18 protein-coding genes are annotated in these 13,631 nt (G+C 65.9%); 12 read left to right on the top strand and 6 right to left on the bottom strand.

Annotated elements, in window-relative coordinates:
• Nucleotides 1-35 precede the first annotated feature (35 nt).
• Nucleotides 36-503, top strand: coding sequence for an NUDIX hydrolase (locus ACOZ4H_RS01365; protein ID WP_424327626.1), 468 nt, complete (start codon nt 36-38; stop codon nt 501-503).
• 110 nt (nt 504-613) lie between these two features.
• Here ACOZ4H_RS01365 and ACOZ4H_RS01360 read toward each other — a convergent pair whose 3' ends face one another.
• From ACOZ4H_RS01360 to ACOZ4H_RS01350, 3 genes are all read right to left on the bottom strand, one after another.
• Nucleotides 614-1,747, bottom strand: a complete 1,134-nt coding sequence (locus ACOZ4H_RS01360; protein WP_424327625.1) for a thiolase family protein — start codon at nt 1,745-1,747, stop codon at nt 614-616.
• Between the two features lie 110 nt (nt 1,748-1,857).
• Nucleotides 1,858-2,328 (bottom strand): pyridoxamine 5'-phosphate oxidase family protein, encoded by a 471-nt coding sequence (locus tag ACOZ4H_RS01355; RefSeq protein ID WP_424327624.1) that lies wholly within the window; start codon nt 2,326-2,328, stop codon nt 1,858-1,860.
• Nucleotides 2,329-2,416: 88 nt separating this feature from the next.
• Nucleotides 2,417-3,997 (bottom strand): HVO_2922 family protein, encoded by a 1,581-nt coding sequence (locus ACOZ4H_RS01350; protein WP_424330323.1) that lies wholly within the window; start codon nt 3,995-3,997, stop codon nt 2,417-2,419.
• 118 nt (nt 3,998-4,115) lie between these two features.
• On the opposite strand from ACOZ4H_RS01350, the gene ACOZ4H_RS01345 reads away from it, so the two are divergent.
• From ACOZ4H_RS01345 to ACOZ4H_RS01330, 4 genes are all read left to right on the top strand, one after another.
• The gene (locus tag ACOZ4H_RS01345; protein WP_424327623.1) at nt 4,116-5,459 is read left to right on the top strand and encodes an ATP-binding protein; all 1,344 of its coding nucleotides are present in this window, start codon (nt 4,116-4,118) and stop codon (nt 5,457-5,459) included.
• Nucleotides 5,460-5,543: 84 nt separating this feature from the next.
• Nucleotides 5,544-5,819, top strand: coding sequence for a hypothetical protein (locus ACOZ4H_RS01340; protein ID WP_050037340.1), 276 nt, complete (start codon nt 5,544-5,546; stop codon nt 5,817-5,819).
• A 44-nt stretch (nt 5,820-5,863) separates the two neighbouring features.
• Nucleotides 5,864-6,739: an MBL fold metallo-hydrolase gene (locus tag ACOZ4H_RS01335; protein ID WP_424327622.1), complete on the top strand. Its 876-nt coding sequence runs from the start codon at nt 5,864-5,866 to the stop codon at nt 6,737-6,739.
• Nucleotides 6,740-6,801: 62 nt separating this feature from the next.
• Nucleotides 6,802-7,095 (top strand): hypothetical protein, encoded by a 294-nt coding sequence (locus ACOZ4H_RS01330; RefSeq protein ID WP_424327621.1) that lies wholly within the window; start codon nt 6,802-6,804, stop codon nt 7,093-7,095.
• A gap of 5 nt (nt 7,096-7,100) precedes the next feature.
• On the opposite strand, the gene ACOZ4H_RS01325 is transcribed toward ACOZ4H_RS01330, so the two are convergent.
• On the bottom strand, nt 7,101-8,051 hold the full coding sequence (locus tag ACOZ4H_RS01325) for a DUF5787 family protein (RefSeq protein ID WP_424330322.1): 951 nt from the start codon (nt 8,049-8,051) through the stop codon (nt 7,101-7,103).
• Nucleotides 8,052-8,284: 233 nt separating this feature from the next.
• Between ACOZ4H_RS01325 and ACOZ4H_RS01320 the strand changes: the two genes are divergently transcribed.
• From ACOZ4H_RS01320 to ACOZ4H_RS01300, 5 genes are read left to right on the top strand one after another with little or no spacing between them, the layout of a single operon-like run.
• Complete coding sequence (locus tag ACOZ4H_RS01320; protein WP_424327620.1) at nt 8,285-9,514, top strand: translation initiation factor IF-2 subunit gamma; 1,230 nt, start codon at nt 8,285-8,287, stop codon at nt 9,512-9,514.
• Nucleotides 9,514-9,891, top strand: coding sequence for a DUF188 domain-containing protein (locus tag ACOZ4H_RS01315; RefSeq protein ID WP_424327619.1), 378 nt, complete (start codon nt 9,514-9,516; stop codon nt 9,889-9,891). The genes ACOZ4H_RS01320 and ACOZ4H_RS01315 overlap by 1 nt, the downstream gene beginning before the upstream one ends.
• Nucleotides 9,892-9,894: 3 nt before the next feature.
• Nucleotides 9,895-10,473 carry a DNA-directed RNA polymerase gene (locus ACOZ4H_RS01310; protein WP_004516007.1) on the top strand — a complete coding sequence of 193 codons (579 nt, stop codon included), beginning with the start codon at nt 9,895-9,897 and terminating at the stop codon, nt 10,471-10,473.
• The gene (gene spt4 / locus ACOZ4H_RS01305) at nt 10,473-10,670 is read left to right on the top strand and encodes a transcription elongation factor subunit Spt4 (protein WP_004960449.1); all 198 of its coding nucleotides are present in this window, start codon (nt 10,473-10,475) and stop codon (nt 10,668-10,670) included. The genes ACOZ4H_RS01310 and spt4 overlap by 1 nt, the downstream gene beginning before the upstream one ends.
• 1 nt (nt 10,671) lies before the next feature.
• On the top strand, nt 10,672-11,211 hold the full coding sequence (locus ACOZ4H_RS01300) for a GTP-dependent dephospho-CoA kinase family protein (protein ID WP_424327618.1): 540 nt from the start codon (nt 10,672-10,674) through the stop codon (nt 11,209-11,211).
• Nucleotides 11,212-11,233: 22 nt separating this feature from the next.
• Here the strand turns inward: ACOZ4H_RS01300 and ACOZ4H_RS01295 are convergent, their stop codons facing one another.
• Together ACOZ4H_RS01295 and ACOZ4H_RS01290 are read right to left on the bottom strand one after the other, a co-directional pair.
• Nucleotides 11,234-11,389: a rubrerythrin-like domain-containing protein gene (locus ACOZ4H_RS01295; protein WP_424327617.1), complete on the bottom strand. Its 156-nt coding sequence runs from the start codon at nt 11,387-11,389 to the stop codon at nt 11,234-11,236.
• A gap of 89 nt (nt 11,390-11,478) precedes the next feature.
• Complete coding sequence (locus ACOZ4H_RS01290; protein WP_424327616.1) at nt 11,479-12,510, bottom strand: TIGR01177 family methyltransferase; 1,032 nt, start codon at nt 12,508-12,510, stop codon at nt 11,479-11,481.
• Nucleotides 12,511-12,597: 87 nt separating this feature from the next.
• Here ACOZ4H_RS01290 and ACOZ4H_RS01285 point away from each other — a divergent pair, with 87 nt between their 5' ends.
• Together ACOZ4H_RS01285 and ACOZ4H_RS01280 are read left to right on the top strand one after the other, a co-directional pair.
• Nucleotides 12,598-12,987, top strand: a complete 390-nt coding sequence (locus ACOZ4H_RS01285; protein ID WP_424327615.1) for a DUF7473 family protein — start codon at nt 12,598-12,600, stop codon at nt 12,985-12,987.
• 113 nt (nt 12,988-13,100) lie between these two features.
• Nucleotides 13,101-13,373: a HalOD1 output domain-containing protein gene (locus ACOZ4H_RS01280; protein WP_424327614.1), complete on the top strand. Its 273-nt coding sequence runs from the start codon at nt 13,101-13,103 to the stop codon at nt 13,371-13,373.
• Nucleotides 13,374-13,631 lie beyond the last annotated feature (258 nt).

Here is a 13,631-nt window from a genome sequence, read left to right as displayed (position 1 = left end):
GTACTACTATATGTCTGCTGTCGCTACCGGTTGGCATGCAATCACAGCGGGCGACGTACGTGAAGAAAGCCTGCGCCTACATCACCAGGAACGGGTCGGAACTCCTGGTGTTCGACGGGCCGGGCCACGACGGGCTACAGATACCGAAGGGGACCGTTGAGCCGGACGAACGACCGCGGGTGGCCGTACAGCGGGAGGCCGTCGAGGAGAGCGGGCTCGCCTCCTTCGAGCGCCTGCAACACATCGCCACCGACGTCTGGACGCGCCGCGAATCGCCCCCGAAGCGGTACGTGCGGTCGTTCTACCACCTCCCCGTCCACGAGTCCCGGGACCACTGGGTGCACACTGTCACTGGAACGGGCGAGGAGCGCGGCGCGGAGTTCGAGTTCTCGTGGGTCGATCTCCCGACCGACGCCACCTTCGCACTTGACCTCGACGACTACATCCACTCACTGACGAATCCCGCTGAGGCGGCGACAGCCGGCGACGTGGCTGCCGATTAGCGACTGTCTTCTCTCGAATATCGTCCGCGCGAGCGACACAACGCTCGCAAACAACGCACTCGCAGACAGGGACTACGGTGACATACTGAACTCGCGCCGGCAGCGGCTGGTCAGGGCAGCCGGAACTCGATAGCCGCACCTTGGCCGAAGCCGACACACTCCGTCGCCAGGCCCAGCTCCGCGTCGCGGCGGTTCATTTCGTGGACGAGCGTCACTGGGAGGCGTGCGCCGGAGGCTCCGAGCGGATGGCCGATGGCGATTGCGCCGCCGTTGACGTTGTAGATGTCGTCGTCGAAGCCGAGTTCGCGCTGGCAGTACAGACACTGGGAGGCGAAGGCCTCGTTGAGTTCCACGAGGTCGTAGTCGTCCGTCTCACGGTCAGTGCGCTCGGTGAGTTTCCGGACGGCAGGGACCGGGCCGATACCCATCACGGTCGGGTCGACGCCGGCGACTTCGTGGGAACCGATTTCCGCCAGGATGTCGAGTCCGCGGTCCTCCGCGAACTCGCGTGACGTGACCATCAGCCCCGCCGCGCCGTCGGAGACCTGCGAGGCGTTGCCGGGTGTGACCGTCCCGTCCGATTTGAACACTGTCGGTAGCTCGGACAGCTTCTCGAGCGTGGTGTCCGGGCGGATACCCTCGTCTTCCGCAAGCTGCCCGGCCTCGGTATCGATGGGGACGATTTCGTCGTCGAAGCGACCCGACTCTGTCGCGTCGGCGGCGCGCTGGTGGCTCCGCAGCGCGTACTCGTCCTGTTCCTGCCGGGTGACCTCCATCTCGTCGGCGACCTTCTCGGCGGTCATCCCCATCTGGAGTTCGCCGATGTTGTAGTGCTCGGCCAGCCGCGGGTGGACGTTGTGGGTGTTTTCGTCCATCTGCACGCGGGACATCGACTCGACGCCGCCGGCGATGAGCACGTCGCGCTGGCCGGCCGCGATGGCGTCGGCGGCCCGCATCAGCGCTTCGGCAGAGGATGCACACCAGCGGTTGATGGTCGATGCCGGAACACTTTCGCCGAGATCCGACAACAGCGCGATGACACGAGCCATGTTGTTGCCCTGTTCCCCGCGCTGCTGGGCACACCCCCACAGCAGGTCGTCGACGTCCTCGGACTCGACGCCGGTCGACGCGAGCAACTGGTTGATCAGCGGCACCGAGAGGTCTTCGCTTCGGACGCCGGCGAGCGCGCCGTCCTCCTTTCCCTGGGGGGTTCTGACTGCATCCACGATGACAGGTGTGGGCATGGACAACGGAACGTCTCGGCCTGTGTTAAAAGCTCACAAACTCTGGGCAGCGGGGGAACTGTTGTCGGCCGACCGGCCCGACCGCTTCCCGCCGCAGTCGAGTAGCGGGGTCACTCCGGCTCGAACCCCGGCGGCAGGCCGGCGTGTCTGAGCCCTTCCTTCTCGTCGATGCGGAACCGGTAGACTGCGATGTCGCCGTCCTCGATAGCGTCCTCGAACAGCTCCGGCCGCCACGCCGTATCGAGCACGTCCGCGAGTTCGTCCCACTCGGACTCGGGGACGGCCTCGATACCGCCCTGTAGCAGGACACTCTCCCAGTGGAACATCGATTCGACTTTGTACACGAGCACGGCCGCGTCTTCCGCCGCCTCGGTCAACTGTTGTTTGCGACTTGCCGACCCACCGATGAAGGTGAAATACAGCAAGCGGTCACCATCGTACCCGAACGACAGGGGAATCATGTACGGTCCGTCCTCGGTCGGCAACCCCAGCACGCCGACCCGCTGGTTCGACAGAAACGCCGCAATGTTGCTGTCGTCCATGCGCGTGAGTCCGGCCGATTCGAGCGCGTCTATTGTCATATATGTATAACTTCGGCCGAAACCTGTTTAATTAATTCGGCTATTCTTCGCTACGGAGAATTGCCCGCCGGGGGCCTCTCGGACGCCGCTACTCTTCTTGTGCTGCACCGGGCGCGTGGCGCTTGATCCGCTCGATGGCGGTGACGGCTTTGTTGCGCTCGGCGTACCCCTCGCCGGAGTCAGCGATGATCTCGCCGTTGCGGTGGCGGAGTCGCCAGCGCCACTCCTCGCCCCTGTCCTCGTACACCTCGAAGGCCGCGCTCCCGATAGCCAGCAAGTCAGCGTCGGCGGCGTATGACTGGACCCGCTCGACGGCGTCCATGGCCTTCGACCGGTTCGCGTAGCCTTCGCCGCTGTCGGCGACGAGTTCACCGTTGGCCGCTCGCAGCCGCCAGCGCCACTCCTCGCCAGCGTCCTCGTACACCTCGAAGCCGTCGTCGACTTCGGAGTCGGGCGCGAGTTCGCCGACGCGGCGGGCCGCCCGCCGGGCGTTGGACCGGGAACTGTACCCCTCGCCGCTGTCGGCGAGAATGTTGCCGTTGCGGTGGAGCAAGCGCCAGCGGAACTCCCCGGCGGCGTCGGTGTACACCTCGTACGCCACGGGATCGATCTTGAGATAGGCCGCACCGGGGACGTACGCGCGGACGCTCTCCAGCGCCCGTCGAACGTTCGACTTCGAGGCGTACCCCTCGCCGCTGTCGGCGAGAATGTTGCCGTTGTCGTGGCGCAAGCGCCAGCGGAACTCCCCGGCGTTGTCCTCGAACAGTTCGAACGTCGCGTCGCTTTCGGGGGCCGGCACGACCGGCACGTCCTCGACGGTGTCGTCCTCTGTCGCGTCCTCGAAGAAGACGACGGCCCCGCCGGCGGCGTTGGACTGGACGCTACGGAGCCCCTGCATCGCCTTCTGCCGCGAGGCGTACCCCTGTGCGCTGTCGGCGATGATGTTCGAATTCCGATGGCGGAGCCGCCAGCGGTACTTGCCCGCCGAGTCCTCGTACAGTTCGAACGTCGCCTTGCTGTCCATCGCAGCCGCGATGGTGGCGTGGGCCGCGGCGAGTTCCGCTTCCGTTGCCTCGGTGACGGTCGCCAGTTCCTCGCGGGCGGCCTCGCTGGTCGCCAACTGCTCGGCCAGCGTGTCGCGCTCGCGGCTCGCTCGGTCAGCGGCCTGGGACTGCTGTGTCGCTTCCTGGGACGCCTGGTCGGCGTCCTGTGTGGCTTGCTCGGCCACTTCGGTTGCTTCCTGCGCCGTCCGCACGGCCTCGTCGTACGCTTCCTTCCGCCCGGTCAGCAGCGGGGAGACGACCGCCCCGACTGCCATCAGTCCGAGGCCGACGATGTACAGCGTCACCGCCGGGTTCCCCTCGGGGCCGGTCCAGTTCGACGGGTAGAACGTGGTGAACCACACCATCGCGACCAGTCCGACCACAGCACCGAGGTAAGTGAGTATCAGGCCGCGGCGTGTCAGCGGCAGTCTGATCGTCGGCCCGGCGAACAGCGATATGAGGCCGATTGCCCCCAGGAGATAGCCGAACTGTCGCGGTGTACTCCGCGATGCTGTCAGATAAAACAGGAGGAGGCCGACGATACCGAGTACGATGCCGATGACGAACAGCCAGTACCCGTACACCTCGTCATCGGTCGTCGGCTCGCCGATGCGATTCCGGTACACCGAGATTAATGCGTTATCAGTTGCCACGCCGAAAGTACACAGAGGGGGTATATTACCCTGGTGTCGGTCACCGGGGCTTCGAGTGACTTATACCGGTCGCGTGGTAACATCAGTGGGAATGAGTAATCCGGAACTGGATGTCGTTGAGTTTCTGCTGACGGCCACTATCTACAGCGAGCGGCGGGACCTGGAGCCGGACGACCTGCCAGCCTCGTACCGGTCCGTCTTCTGGAGCGACGGCGAGATCGAACGGCCGCTGTCGGTCACCAACACGACCGCGAGCGAGGCCACCGGCGTCGAGCGGCCCTGGGCGGCCATCTCCGGGCTGATGTTCACCGACCGCGACGATTTCTCGGGGAGCATCTCCATGACGGACCGCGACCTCGCCGAAGAGTGGTTCCTCGAACGGGTCGACGCCGCGGACCTCGAAGACAACCCGGTCCTGGCGAAAGCCTTCGAGGACCAGGTCGAGGGCGCTGACTACGAGCGGGCCCGCGAGCAGAACCGACCGTCCCGGGCCGACCGCGCGTTCATTGACGCCAAACTGGAGGAGGCGTTCGATACCGACGACGAGGACGACGAGGAGATGCTCGACCTGGTCGACGTGCGCGCCCCCGAGGAGGTGGAGATGACCCTGGCCGACCTGGTGTTGACGACCGACCAGGAAGACGAGATCCAGAAAATTGTCAAGGCCATCGAGCACCGCGACTACCTCGCCCGCATCGGCCTGCGAGAGATCGGGAAACTCCTCTTTGTCGGCCCGCCAGGGACCGGCAAGACCAGCGTCGCCCGCGCGCTGGCCCACGACCTCGACCTCCCGTTCGTCGAAGTGAAGCTGTCGATGATCACCAGCCAGTACCTCGGCGAGACGGCCAAGAACGTCGAGAAGGTGTTCGAGGTCGCAAAGCGGCTCTCGCCGTGTATCCTCTTCATGGACGAGTTCGACTTCGTCGCCAAGACCCGGTCCTCCGATGAACACGCCGCGATCAAGCGCGCCGTCAACACCCTGCTCAAGAGCATCGATGAGATTTCGCTCATCCAGGACGAAGTGTTGCTCATCGGCGCGACGAACCACCCGGACCAGCTCGACGCCGCCGCCTGGCGGCGCTTCGACGAGATCGTCAACTTCCCCAAGCCGGACCACGGGATGCGTGCGGACATCCTTCGTATCGTCACCCAGCAGATGGAGATCGACGACTTCGACCCCGAGACGCTGGCGGAGCTAACCGAGGGGCTGACCGGCAGCGACCTCCGGCTCGTGCTCCGTGAGGCCGTCCTCAACGCCCTGACCGAAGAGCGGACCACGCTCACCCAGCAGGACCTCGAAGACGCCATCATCGACTTCGAGGAGCGGGACAACCTCAAGAACATGGACATGATGGACGGCGACGCCGACGCCCTGGTGGCCGGGAGCGGCGGCTTCTCCGGCGACGGCGGCAGCGACCACGATCACGACCACTAAACGTCGTCTCCCGCCCCCGGACGCCAGCTCTGGCCGTCGTTATGAGCGATTTACTTATCAGTACAGGAACCATTTCCTGTAGCCATGGCTGACGATGACGTGTTCACCGAGACAGACGACCCCGCGGAATCGTGGGTCGACGTTCGCATGACTGACCCCGATGAAGGCGAGTGGGATGTAGACGTAGTTATCGCCGAAAAGCAGGTCGAGTACGTCGACCTGCGCATCCGACCGGCATTGCTCGAAGGGTTCCTCGACTGCCTGTTCGACGATCTCTCCGACGAGCGCGCACAGTCCCTGCTGGCGGCGACGCTGGAGCGACAGGGGGTCGACCCGGCGGACCTGGCTGACACCCAGTAACGAAAGCGAGGGGCTTAGGCGGGTCGCCCTCCGAAGGGACGGTAATGGAGGTCACGCTGCTTGGGACCGGCGACACAACGGGGACGCCCACGGTCCAGTGCGACTGCGAGACGTGTGAACGGGCGCGCGACCCCGACGAGGAACTCCGGACTCGCGCTCGCGAGCGCGGCATCGACCCCACGGACGGCATCGAGCGGTCGCGCTTCTCCGTCGCCGTGGCGAACGACGAAACCGGCGAGTCGCTGCTGATCGATCTGAGCCCCGATTTCCGCCACCAGTTCCTCCGCGAGTCGGTCCCGCTGCCGGACGCGGCTATCGTCACCCACGTCCACTTCGACCACCTCGACGGTCTCGGGAACGCCTATCGCCTGTTCGACGAGCTGCCGGTCCACGCCGCCGACGAGACAGACCCGGTCACGGGCGAGAGTGTCGCAGAGGGCGTCCGGAGCCGCTATGACTACCTCGATACGGTGTCTGTCCACGCACAGACGCCGTTCGAGCCGTTCATCGTCGCCGGCTTCGAGGTGACGCTCGTCCCGGTCACGCACCCGCCGCTGCTGTGCTACGGCCTGCGAATCGAGGAACCACAGACCGGCGCGGTGCTGTCGATTTCCGGCGACACCTGCTACGACGTGCCCGACCGCTCGAAATCAGTGCTGACTGGGGCCGACCTCGCGCTCGTCGAGGGCATCGTCCATCCGGAGGCCTGCGAGTACCACCCGAAAGGCGGGACGCACCACGACGAGAACGGCGTGCCGCGGACCTTCGGCACGAAACACATGACCTTGCCCGGCGCGCGGGACTTCGCCGCCGATATCGAGGCCGACGACTACCGCATCGTCCACACCGCGCACTACGTCCCCGCGGACAGGGCCTTCGCCGACGACATCGGTCTCGACGGCGAGCGGTTCACGCTCTGATGCTGCGTTCGGCTCCGTGAAACTGGACGTACCTTATAGGTCATGGCGGACGACCTCTCTGCATGGACAGGCGTGGTATCGCGGAGATCGGCGGGCTGTCGCTGACCGGTGGCGTCCTCGCAATCGCCGCCCAGCGGGTCATCGTGGGCGGCATCGACTGGGTGCTGGTGGTGGGACTGGTAGCCTGTGTCGGACTCGCGGCCGCGGCGAACTACCAGGCCAGAACGAAACACGCGGCCCAGGTCGCGACCGAGGCACCGGCGGTGACGGAAGACAACTACGAACAGCACGGCCGTCCGACCGCCGGCGACGGCGGCGTCCCGCCCGATGATGCGGCTTCAAACGACGACCGGTAGCACAGCTACCCGAACCGATCTAGTCCCGACTGGCGACGCCCCCGCCCGTCGGGGTCTGCCCGCCACGGCGTCCGCTCGGCCCGGAGCGACTCGCCGTCGACGGCCGGCGGGTCGGCCGCATCATAGCCCTCGCAGTCCGGGCCGCATTCGTCGCTCTCGCGAACAGCGCGCCCTTTCCACTGACAGTACGGAATGCCGTTGCCGTCGGGCGAACAGCGGGCACACGCCGGATAGTCGAAACTCCGCCACCCCTTGCCGTAGGCCCGCTCGGCCAGTTTTCGACGGGCACGGCCCTTTTCAGCGGAATCGACGACCCGTACGTCCGTTCGGATCGCCCCCTCGTCCAGCAGTTCGACGCCCGCGTCGTCGGTCGGTAGTGGCGTCGCCTCCCGGCGGACGTCTATCGTCCCGCTGTCGGCGTCGAACCGCCAGACGCCGACTTCTTCGGGAATCCGGTTAAGATGGGCGCCAGTGACGTAGGAAGCCGTCGCCAGCACGACGCGGTCAGCGAGCGCCAGCGACACGTCGGTCCGGAGCTGTGATTCGAGGTCACCGGGTCGGCCCAGGTCCGGTTTGTTCTCGATGGCGACGATTCCGTCGAACCAGTCGGGGTACCGCGTCGTCTGACGGACGTACGTCCGACCGCCGCGGCGCTCGCGCTCGAAGAACCCGCGCTCGGCCGCCAGTTCGACGGCCCGCTCGGCGCGGTCCGGGTGGCAGTCGAAGGCGTCCTTCCAGTACCGCGCCCGACCCGGGCCGACGTCGCTTTCGATGGCCGCCGTCGGGAGTCGCTCGGGAGTGATGGCCGCCCGCTCGTCGAACTCGGGGCCCGGCTCAACGACGACGGTGTCGAGGACGCGCCGGCCGTGGATGGCCCCGCCGAGCTGGCGGCTCACCAGGCGGCCCTCGCGTTCGAGGTGGGCACACAGCGCCAGTTCGAAGTCGAACTCCCGCACGACCGGAGGCAGGGCCGGGACGGCCAAAAGCCCCGCGTCCATCACTCGTCGCTTGCGCTCGGTTACGTGGGTGACACACCGCAATAGGGGGTGACATCGAACAATCCGGTGACTTTGCCGCCGTCAGCGGGGACCAGACCGGCGATTGAACCGGGTTCGGCGGGGGTGCTCCGGGCGCAAACAGTAGGTTTATCAGTTGCACGCGGCGAAACTCCACCAAGATTACTCTCGAAATGACATCGAACAAACAACCGGAGGTGAACATCGGACTCGTCGGGCACGTCGACCACGGAAAGACGACGCTCGTACAGGCGCTGTCCGGCGAATGGACCGACCAGCACTCCGAGGAGATGAAGCGCGGTATCTCTATCCGACTCGGCTACGCCGACGCGACGTTCCGTCGCTGCCCGGAGGCCGAGGAGCCGGAGGCCTTTACCGTCGACGAACACTGCGACGACCACGACGTCGACACCGACCACCTCCGGACGGTGTCGTTCGTGGACGCCCCGGGCCACGAGACGCTCATGGCGACGATGCTGTCCGGCGCGGCCATCATGGACGGCGCGGTCCTGGTCATCTCGGCGACCGAGCCCGTCCCGCAGGCCCAGACCGAAGAACACCTGAGCGCGCTCGACATCATCGGCATCGACAACATCGTCATCGCCCAGAACAAGGTCGACCTCGTCGACGAGGACCGGGCGATGCAGAACTACGAGCAGATTCAGGAGTTCGTCGAAGGCACCGTCGCCGAAGGGGCACCGATTGTCCCCATCAGCGCGGGCCAGGAGGCCAACATCGACCTGCTCATTGAGGCTATCCAGTCCGAGATTCCGACGCCGGAGCGGGACCCCGACGTGGACGCCCGCATGATGGTCGCGCGGTCGTTCGACATCAACCGACCCGGCACGACCTGGGACGACCTGATGGGCGGCGTGCTCGGCGGCTCGCTCGTCAGCGGCCAACTCGAAGTCGACGACGAAATCGAACTCCGCCCCGGCCGCGAAGTCGAGGAAGGTGGCCAGACGGAGTGGCAGCCGGTGACGACGACGGTCCGTTCGCTCCAGTCCGGCGGCGACTTCGTGGACACGGTCACGCCGGGCGGCCTGCTCGGCGTCGGGACCGGTCTCGATCCCGCCATCACGAAGGGCGACGCCCTCGCCGGCCAGGTCGCCGGCCCGCCCGGCAGCCTCCCGCCGGTCCACGAGACGTTCACGATGGACGTGGACCTGCTGGAACGCATCGTCGGCGACGACGGCGGCGAAGTCGACGAGATTTCGACCGGCGAACCGCTGATGCTGACTATCGGTACCGCCACCACGGTCGGTTCGGTCACGAGCGCGCGCGACGAGGAATGTGAAGTCGCGCTCAAGCGCCCGGTCTGTGCGGCCTCGGGCTCGAAGATCGCCATCAACCGCCGTGTCGGCGCTCGGTGGCGGCTCATCGGCGTCGGCACGCTGCGGTGATGATCGTGCTGGACACGAACGCGCTGATGATGCCGGTCGAATGCAACGTGCGACTGTTCGAGGAACTCGACAGAGTTCTGCCGGACGCCACGGAGTACGTCGCGCCCGCCGCCGTCCGCGACGAACTTGTGAAACTGGCCGACGGGGCCGGCGCGGAGGCGACCGCCGCTTCCGTCGGGCAGGACCTGCTCGACCGGTGTACGGTTCGGGAGACGTCGGCGGACTACGCGGACGACGCCGTCCTCGAACTGGCACAGGCAGACGATGCGACGCACGCGGTCACGAACGACACCCCCCTCAAACGACGCCTGCTGGACGCGGGCGTTCCAGTAATTAGTTTAAGGGGCCGGAACAAACTGGGTATCACTCAACCATAACACATGTATAAACGGGTACGCCTACGCGATACGGTCGAAGTCCCGCCACGCTTTCTGGCGGAGGTCAGTCCGGGGCTGGTCAAACGGCTCCTGCAAGAGAAGCTCGAAGGTCGAATGGACGAGGACGTCGGCAGCGTCGTCTCCGTCATCGAGGTCCACGACATCGGCACCGGCGCGGTGCTGCCGAACAAGCCCGGCGTCTACTACGAGGCCGAGTTTGACGCGCTCACGTTCGACCCGCAGATGCAGGAAGTGGTCGACGGCGAGGTCGTCGAGGTCGTCAACTTCGGGGCCTTCATCGGCATCGGGCCGGTCGACGGCCTGCTCCACGTCTCCCAGATCTCCGACGAGTATCTGGCCTACGACGAGGAGAACCAGCAACTCGCCTCCCGCGAGTCCAACCGGACGCTCACCGTCGGCGACGCCGTCCGGGCGCGTATCGTCACCAAGAGCATCGACGAGCGCAACCCGCGGGACTCCAAGATCGGCCTGACAGCGAAACAGGTCGGCCTGGGCAAGCACGGCTGGCTCCAGGAGGAGCGCGAGCGCCGCGAAGGCACGGCGGAAGCCGGTGATAGCTGATGGCGGACCGACTCGTCTGTCGCGACTGTCACCGCGTCCAGAGCGCGGAGATCGAAAGCCAGTGTGAGGCCTGTGGCGGCACCGCACTGACCGAGGACTGGGCCGGCTACGTCGTCATCGCGCACCCGGAGCGCTCCGACATCGCCGAGGAGATGGAAGTGACCGAGCCGGGCAAGTACGCGCTGAAAGTCCGCTAACGTGTCTGACGTCGTTCTCGAACTCCCGAGTGGCCTGCGACACGAACTGAAGGAGCCGCTCGGACGGATTTATACCGATACAGCGGCGCTACTGGCCGACGCTGGGGACCCGATCATCGCCGTCGGCGACATGGTCACCTACCACCTCATCGAGGCTGGCCGGACGCCCGATCTCGCGCTGGTCGACGAACGGACCAAGCGCTCGGTCGTCGATGCGGACGTGACGGCGGCAATCGACGGTTTTGACCGGTCGCGCTCGGTCGACAACCCGGCTGCGACGCTCACCGCCGACCTGCTTACTGCACTTAGGAGCGGCATCGACAGCGAGGAGACCGTACTTCTGGACGTTGAGGGGGAAGAGGACCTCGCCGCGCTCCCTGCAGTGCTCGCCGCGCCTGCTGGCGCCAGCGTGGTGTACGGCCAGCCGGACGAGGGGATGGTGCTGGCCGACTGCGACGGGGCAGCGCGGGACCGAGTCCGGTCGCTGCTGGAGCGGATGGACGGCGACGCCGAGCGAGCGATTGCACTCGTGTCGGGCTAGCCGGCGAAAAACGCGGCGGGTTCTATTCCGGCCGTGGCACGCTGAGGTTCTGCATTTCCGTCTCACAGCGGCCACAGGTAACTGTCGAGCGCTCGCTACAGAGGCGCTTCCCGCAGTCCGGACATTCGAACAGTTGTTCGTCGTCGTCGCATGGGGCGGGGTCTGACCACGTTGGCATACTTGATACTAATTGGCATTTGTCATGACATAAACCTTGCTCATACCAGGATAAATTACAACGGCTGTCCAGAGAAGTTGGACGTATGTTCACTCAAGAACGTGGACGTGCCTGATTAGCGAACGATGGACTCGCCGCCGGAAGTAGTCAGTGACGGTCCACCCCGCGTCGGTCGCGCTTTCGCGCCAGTCGCGGTCGGCGACGAGGACGCAGCGCCCTGCGACGCGGTCGGCTTCGCCGAGCGCACCGGCGACGAGCGGGGCCAACTCCCCTTCAATACGGGACTGGCGACCGTAGGGGGCGTCGAAGACGGCGGCGTCGACGGCGTCGTCGGCCACCGGCAGTGCGGACGCATCGGAGCGGAACAGCCCCCAGTCGCCCGGTTCGGGATATGAGTCCCTGTTTGGGTGCCCGTCACCGTCGAGTGCGTAGGACAGATTCTCGCGCGTCCCCGAGACCATCTTCGTCTGTGCGTCGCCGCCGACCACGTCGGCCCCGACCAGGCCAGCCTCCAGCAGGAGGCCGCCGGTGCCACACATCGGGTCCAGTATCGTGGCTTCCGGACCTGCTCCGGCGATGTTGACCAGCGCGCGGGCCTCCAGCGGGTCCATGCTGCCGGGCTGGAAGAACGGGCGGTCCGTCGGCTGGCGCTGACCGAAGTCCCGCACACTCTCGGCGGCGAGCCACCCCAGCGCACAGCAGGCCTCGCCGGCCCCGCCCTCCTCGTCGCCGCCGGGGTCCGAGAGATAGGCATAGAGGACGTGGTCTGGATCGTCGAGGTCGACGGCGAAGCCGCGGTCGGTGAGTATGCCGCCAAGCGTCCGTTCGGCTTGCTGTGTGTCGATGCCAGTGCTCGCTCGCACGTCGACCGCGCGCACGGCGACGCTCCCCTCGCGGTCGATAGTCGCGGCCGACAGCAGCGCGGCGGCGCTTTCGATGTCCGGCTCCGTGGTTCCGAGCAGGTCACAGGCCCGATGGGTGAACGCGAGGTGACGAACGCGGTCGCTGATGCCCCGTGCCGTCGCCAGTCCGGGCGCGAGAGTGTCGACGGCGCTCGCGGCGCTTGCTGCCTCCCGTCGCGCGAACGCGTCGTCCTGCCCGCCGAGTTCGAGGACGTACACGCCCGAGCGGTGTGGGCGAGCGGCTATGAGCGTACCGGTCGCGCCCGGGAACAAAACGCACAAGCGAACGGCCGCCGAACCTCGGGTATGCTCCAGTCCGGGTTCTCCAGCCTGACCGGCGGCGGTATCCTCGCGGTCCTCGTGACCGTTCTCGTCACCTGGCTCTTTTACGCTGTCACGCTCCACCTGGCCGCGACGTTTTTCATCGGTGACGTCCCGAGCCAGCTCGCGGCGAAAGCCGCTCTCGCGCCGGCGGCCGTCTCACTGGTCCTCCAGCGCTGGGGGGTCGAGTCCGGTATTGTCTCGGCAGACCTGGGCGTGCTGGTCGTCCTCGTGCTCACAATGCTGGCCGATGGTATCGCGATCAGCTTCACGTATCGGCTCTCGAACCGTTCGACGGCCCCGCTCGTGGCGCTGCATCTGGCCTTCGCCGCCGTTCTGGGGTTCGCGCTGAACAACATCTTCGGGTTAGTGTAAGCGTATCCCGGAGCAGCTACTCAGCGGGCTATCCGATGCTTCACCCAGATAATAAATAACACGCAGAAAATGAAAGACAAAATTAATTAGATATACTGAATTATGGTGTTAGCATGATTAACCGTGAGGTTCGATCCGCCGAATCGGTAAGCGAGGCGGTTGTCCATGCAGTGAGTACGCTAGAGGACTGCCACCCGCGGGCGCTCCCGTCACTGTACGGCGTTGTCAACCCCGAAGCACTGAATGACTTATTCAGGCGGGACACCGAGCACGAGGCCCGCCGGAGCGATCTGGTCTCGTTCCGGTTCAGCGAGTCCCTCGTCACGGTCGGTGCGGACGAGCGTATCAGGGTCGAGCGGTCACAGACGCCCGTGGACACGGACTAACCGACGGCGGAACTTTCCCGACAACTTTCCCCTTCAGCGTCTCTGATTTTATACTCCCCTGGCAACTTGGCATCAAGACTTATTCTTTTCGTTACAATTCAAGCACGCCAGGGCTGCAGTGCGGAAGCGGCGGCAGCCGAACGTTGCCGCGAGCATACGGCGGCCGCAGGCCGCCGTTTCACGACGAGTTCGGCCTCGGCTGCGACTCGGCGGTCGTTTTTAGCGTAAATTTTTGCGAACCCCGCCCCGCAGCGCGCT

Source organism: Haloarcula amylolytica, assembly GCF_049705545.1.
GTDB lineage: Archaea > Halobacteriota > Halobacteria > Halobacteriales > Haloarculaceae > Haloarcula > Haloarcula amylolytica_B.
Note: the sequence above shows the minus strand (reverse complement) of the source record. Positions and strands in the feature narration are given on the sequence as shown.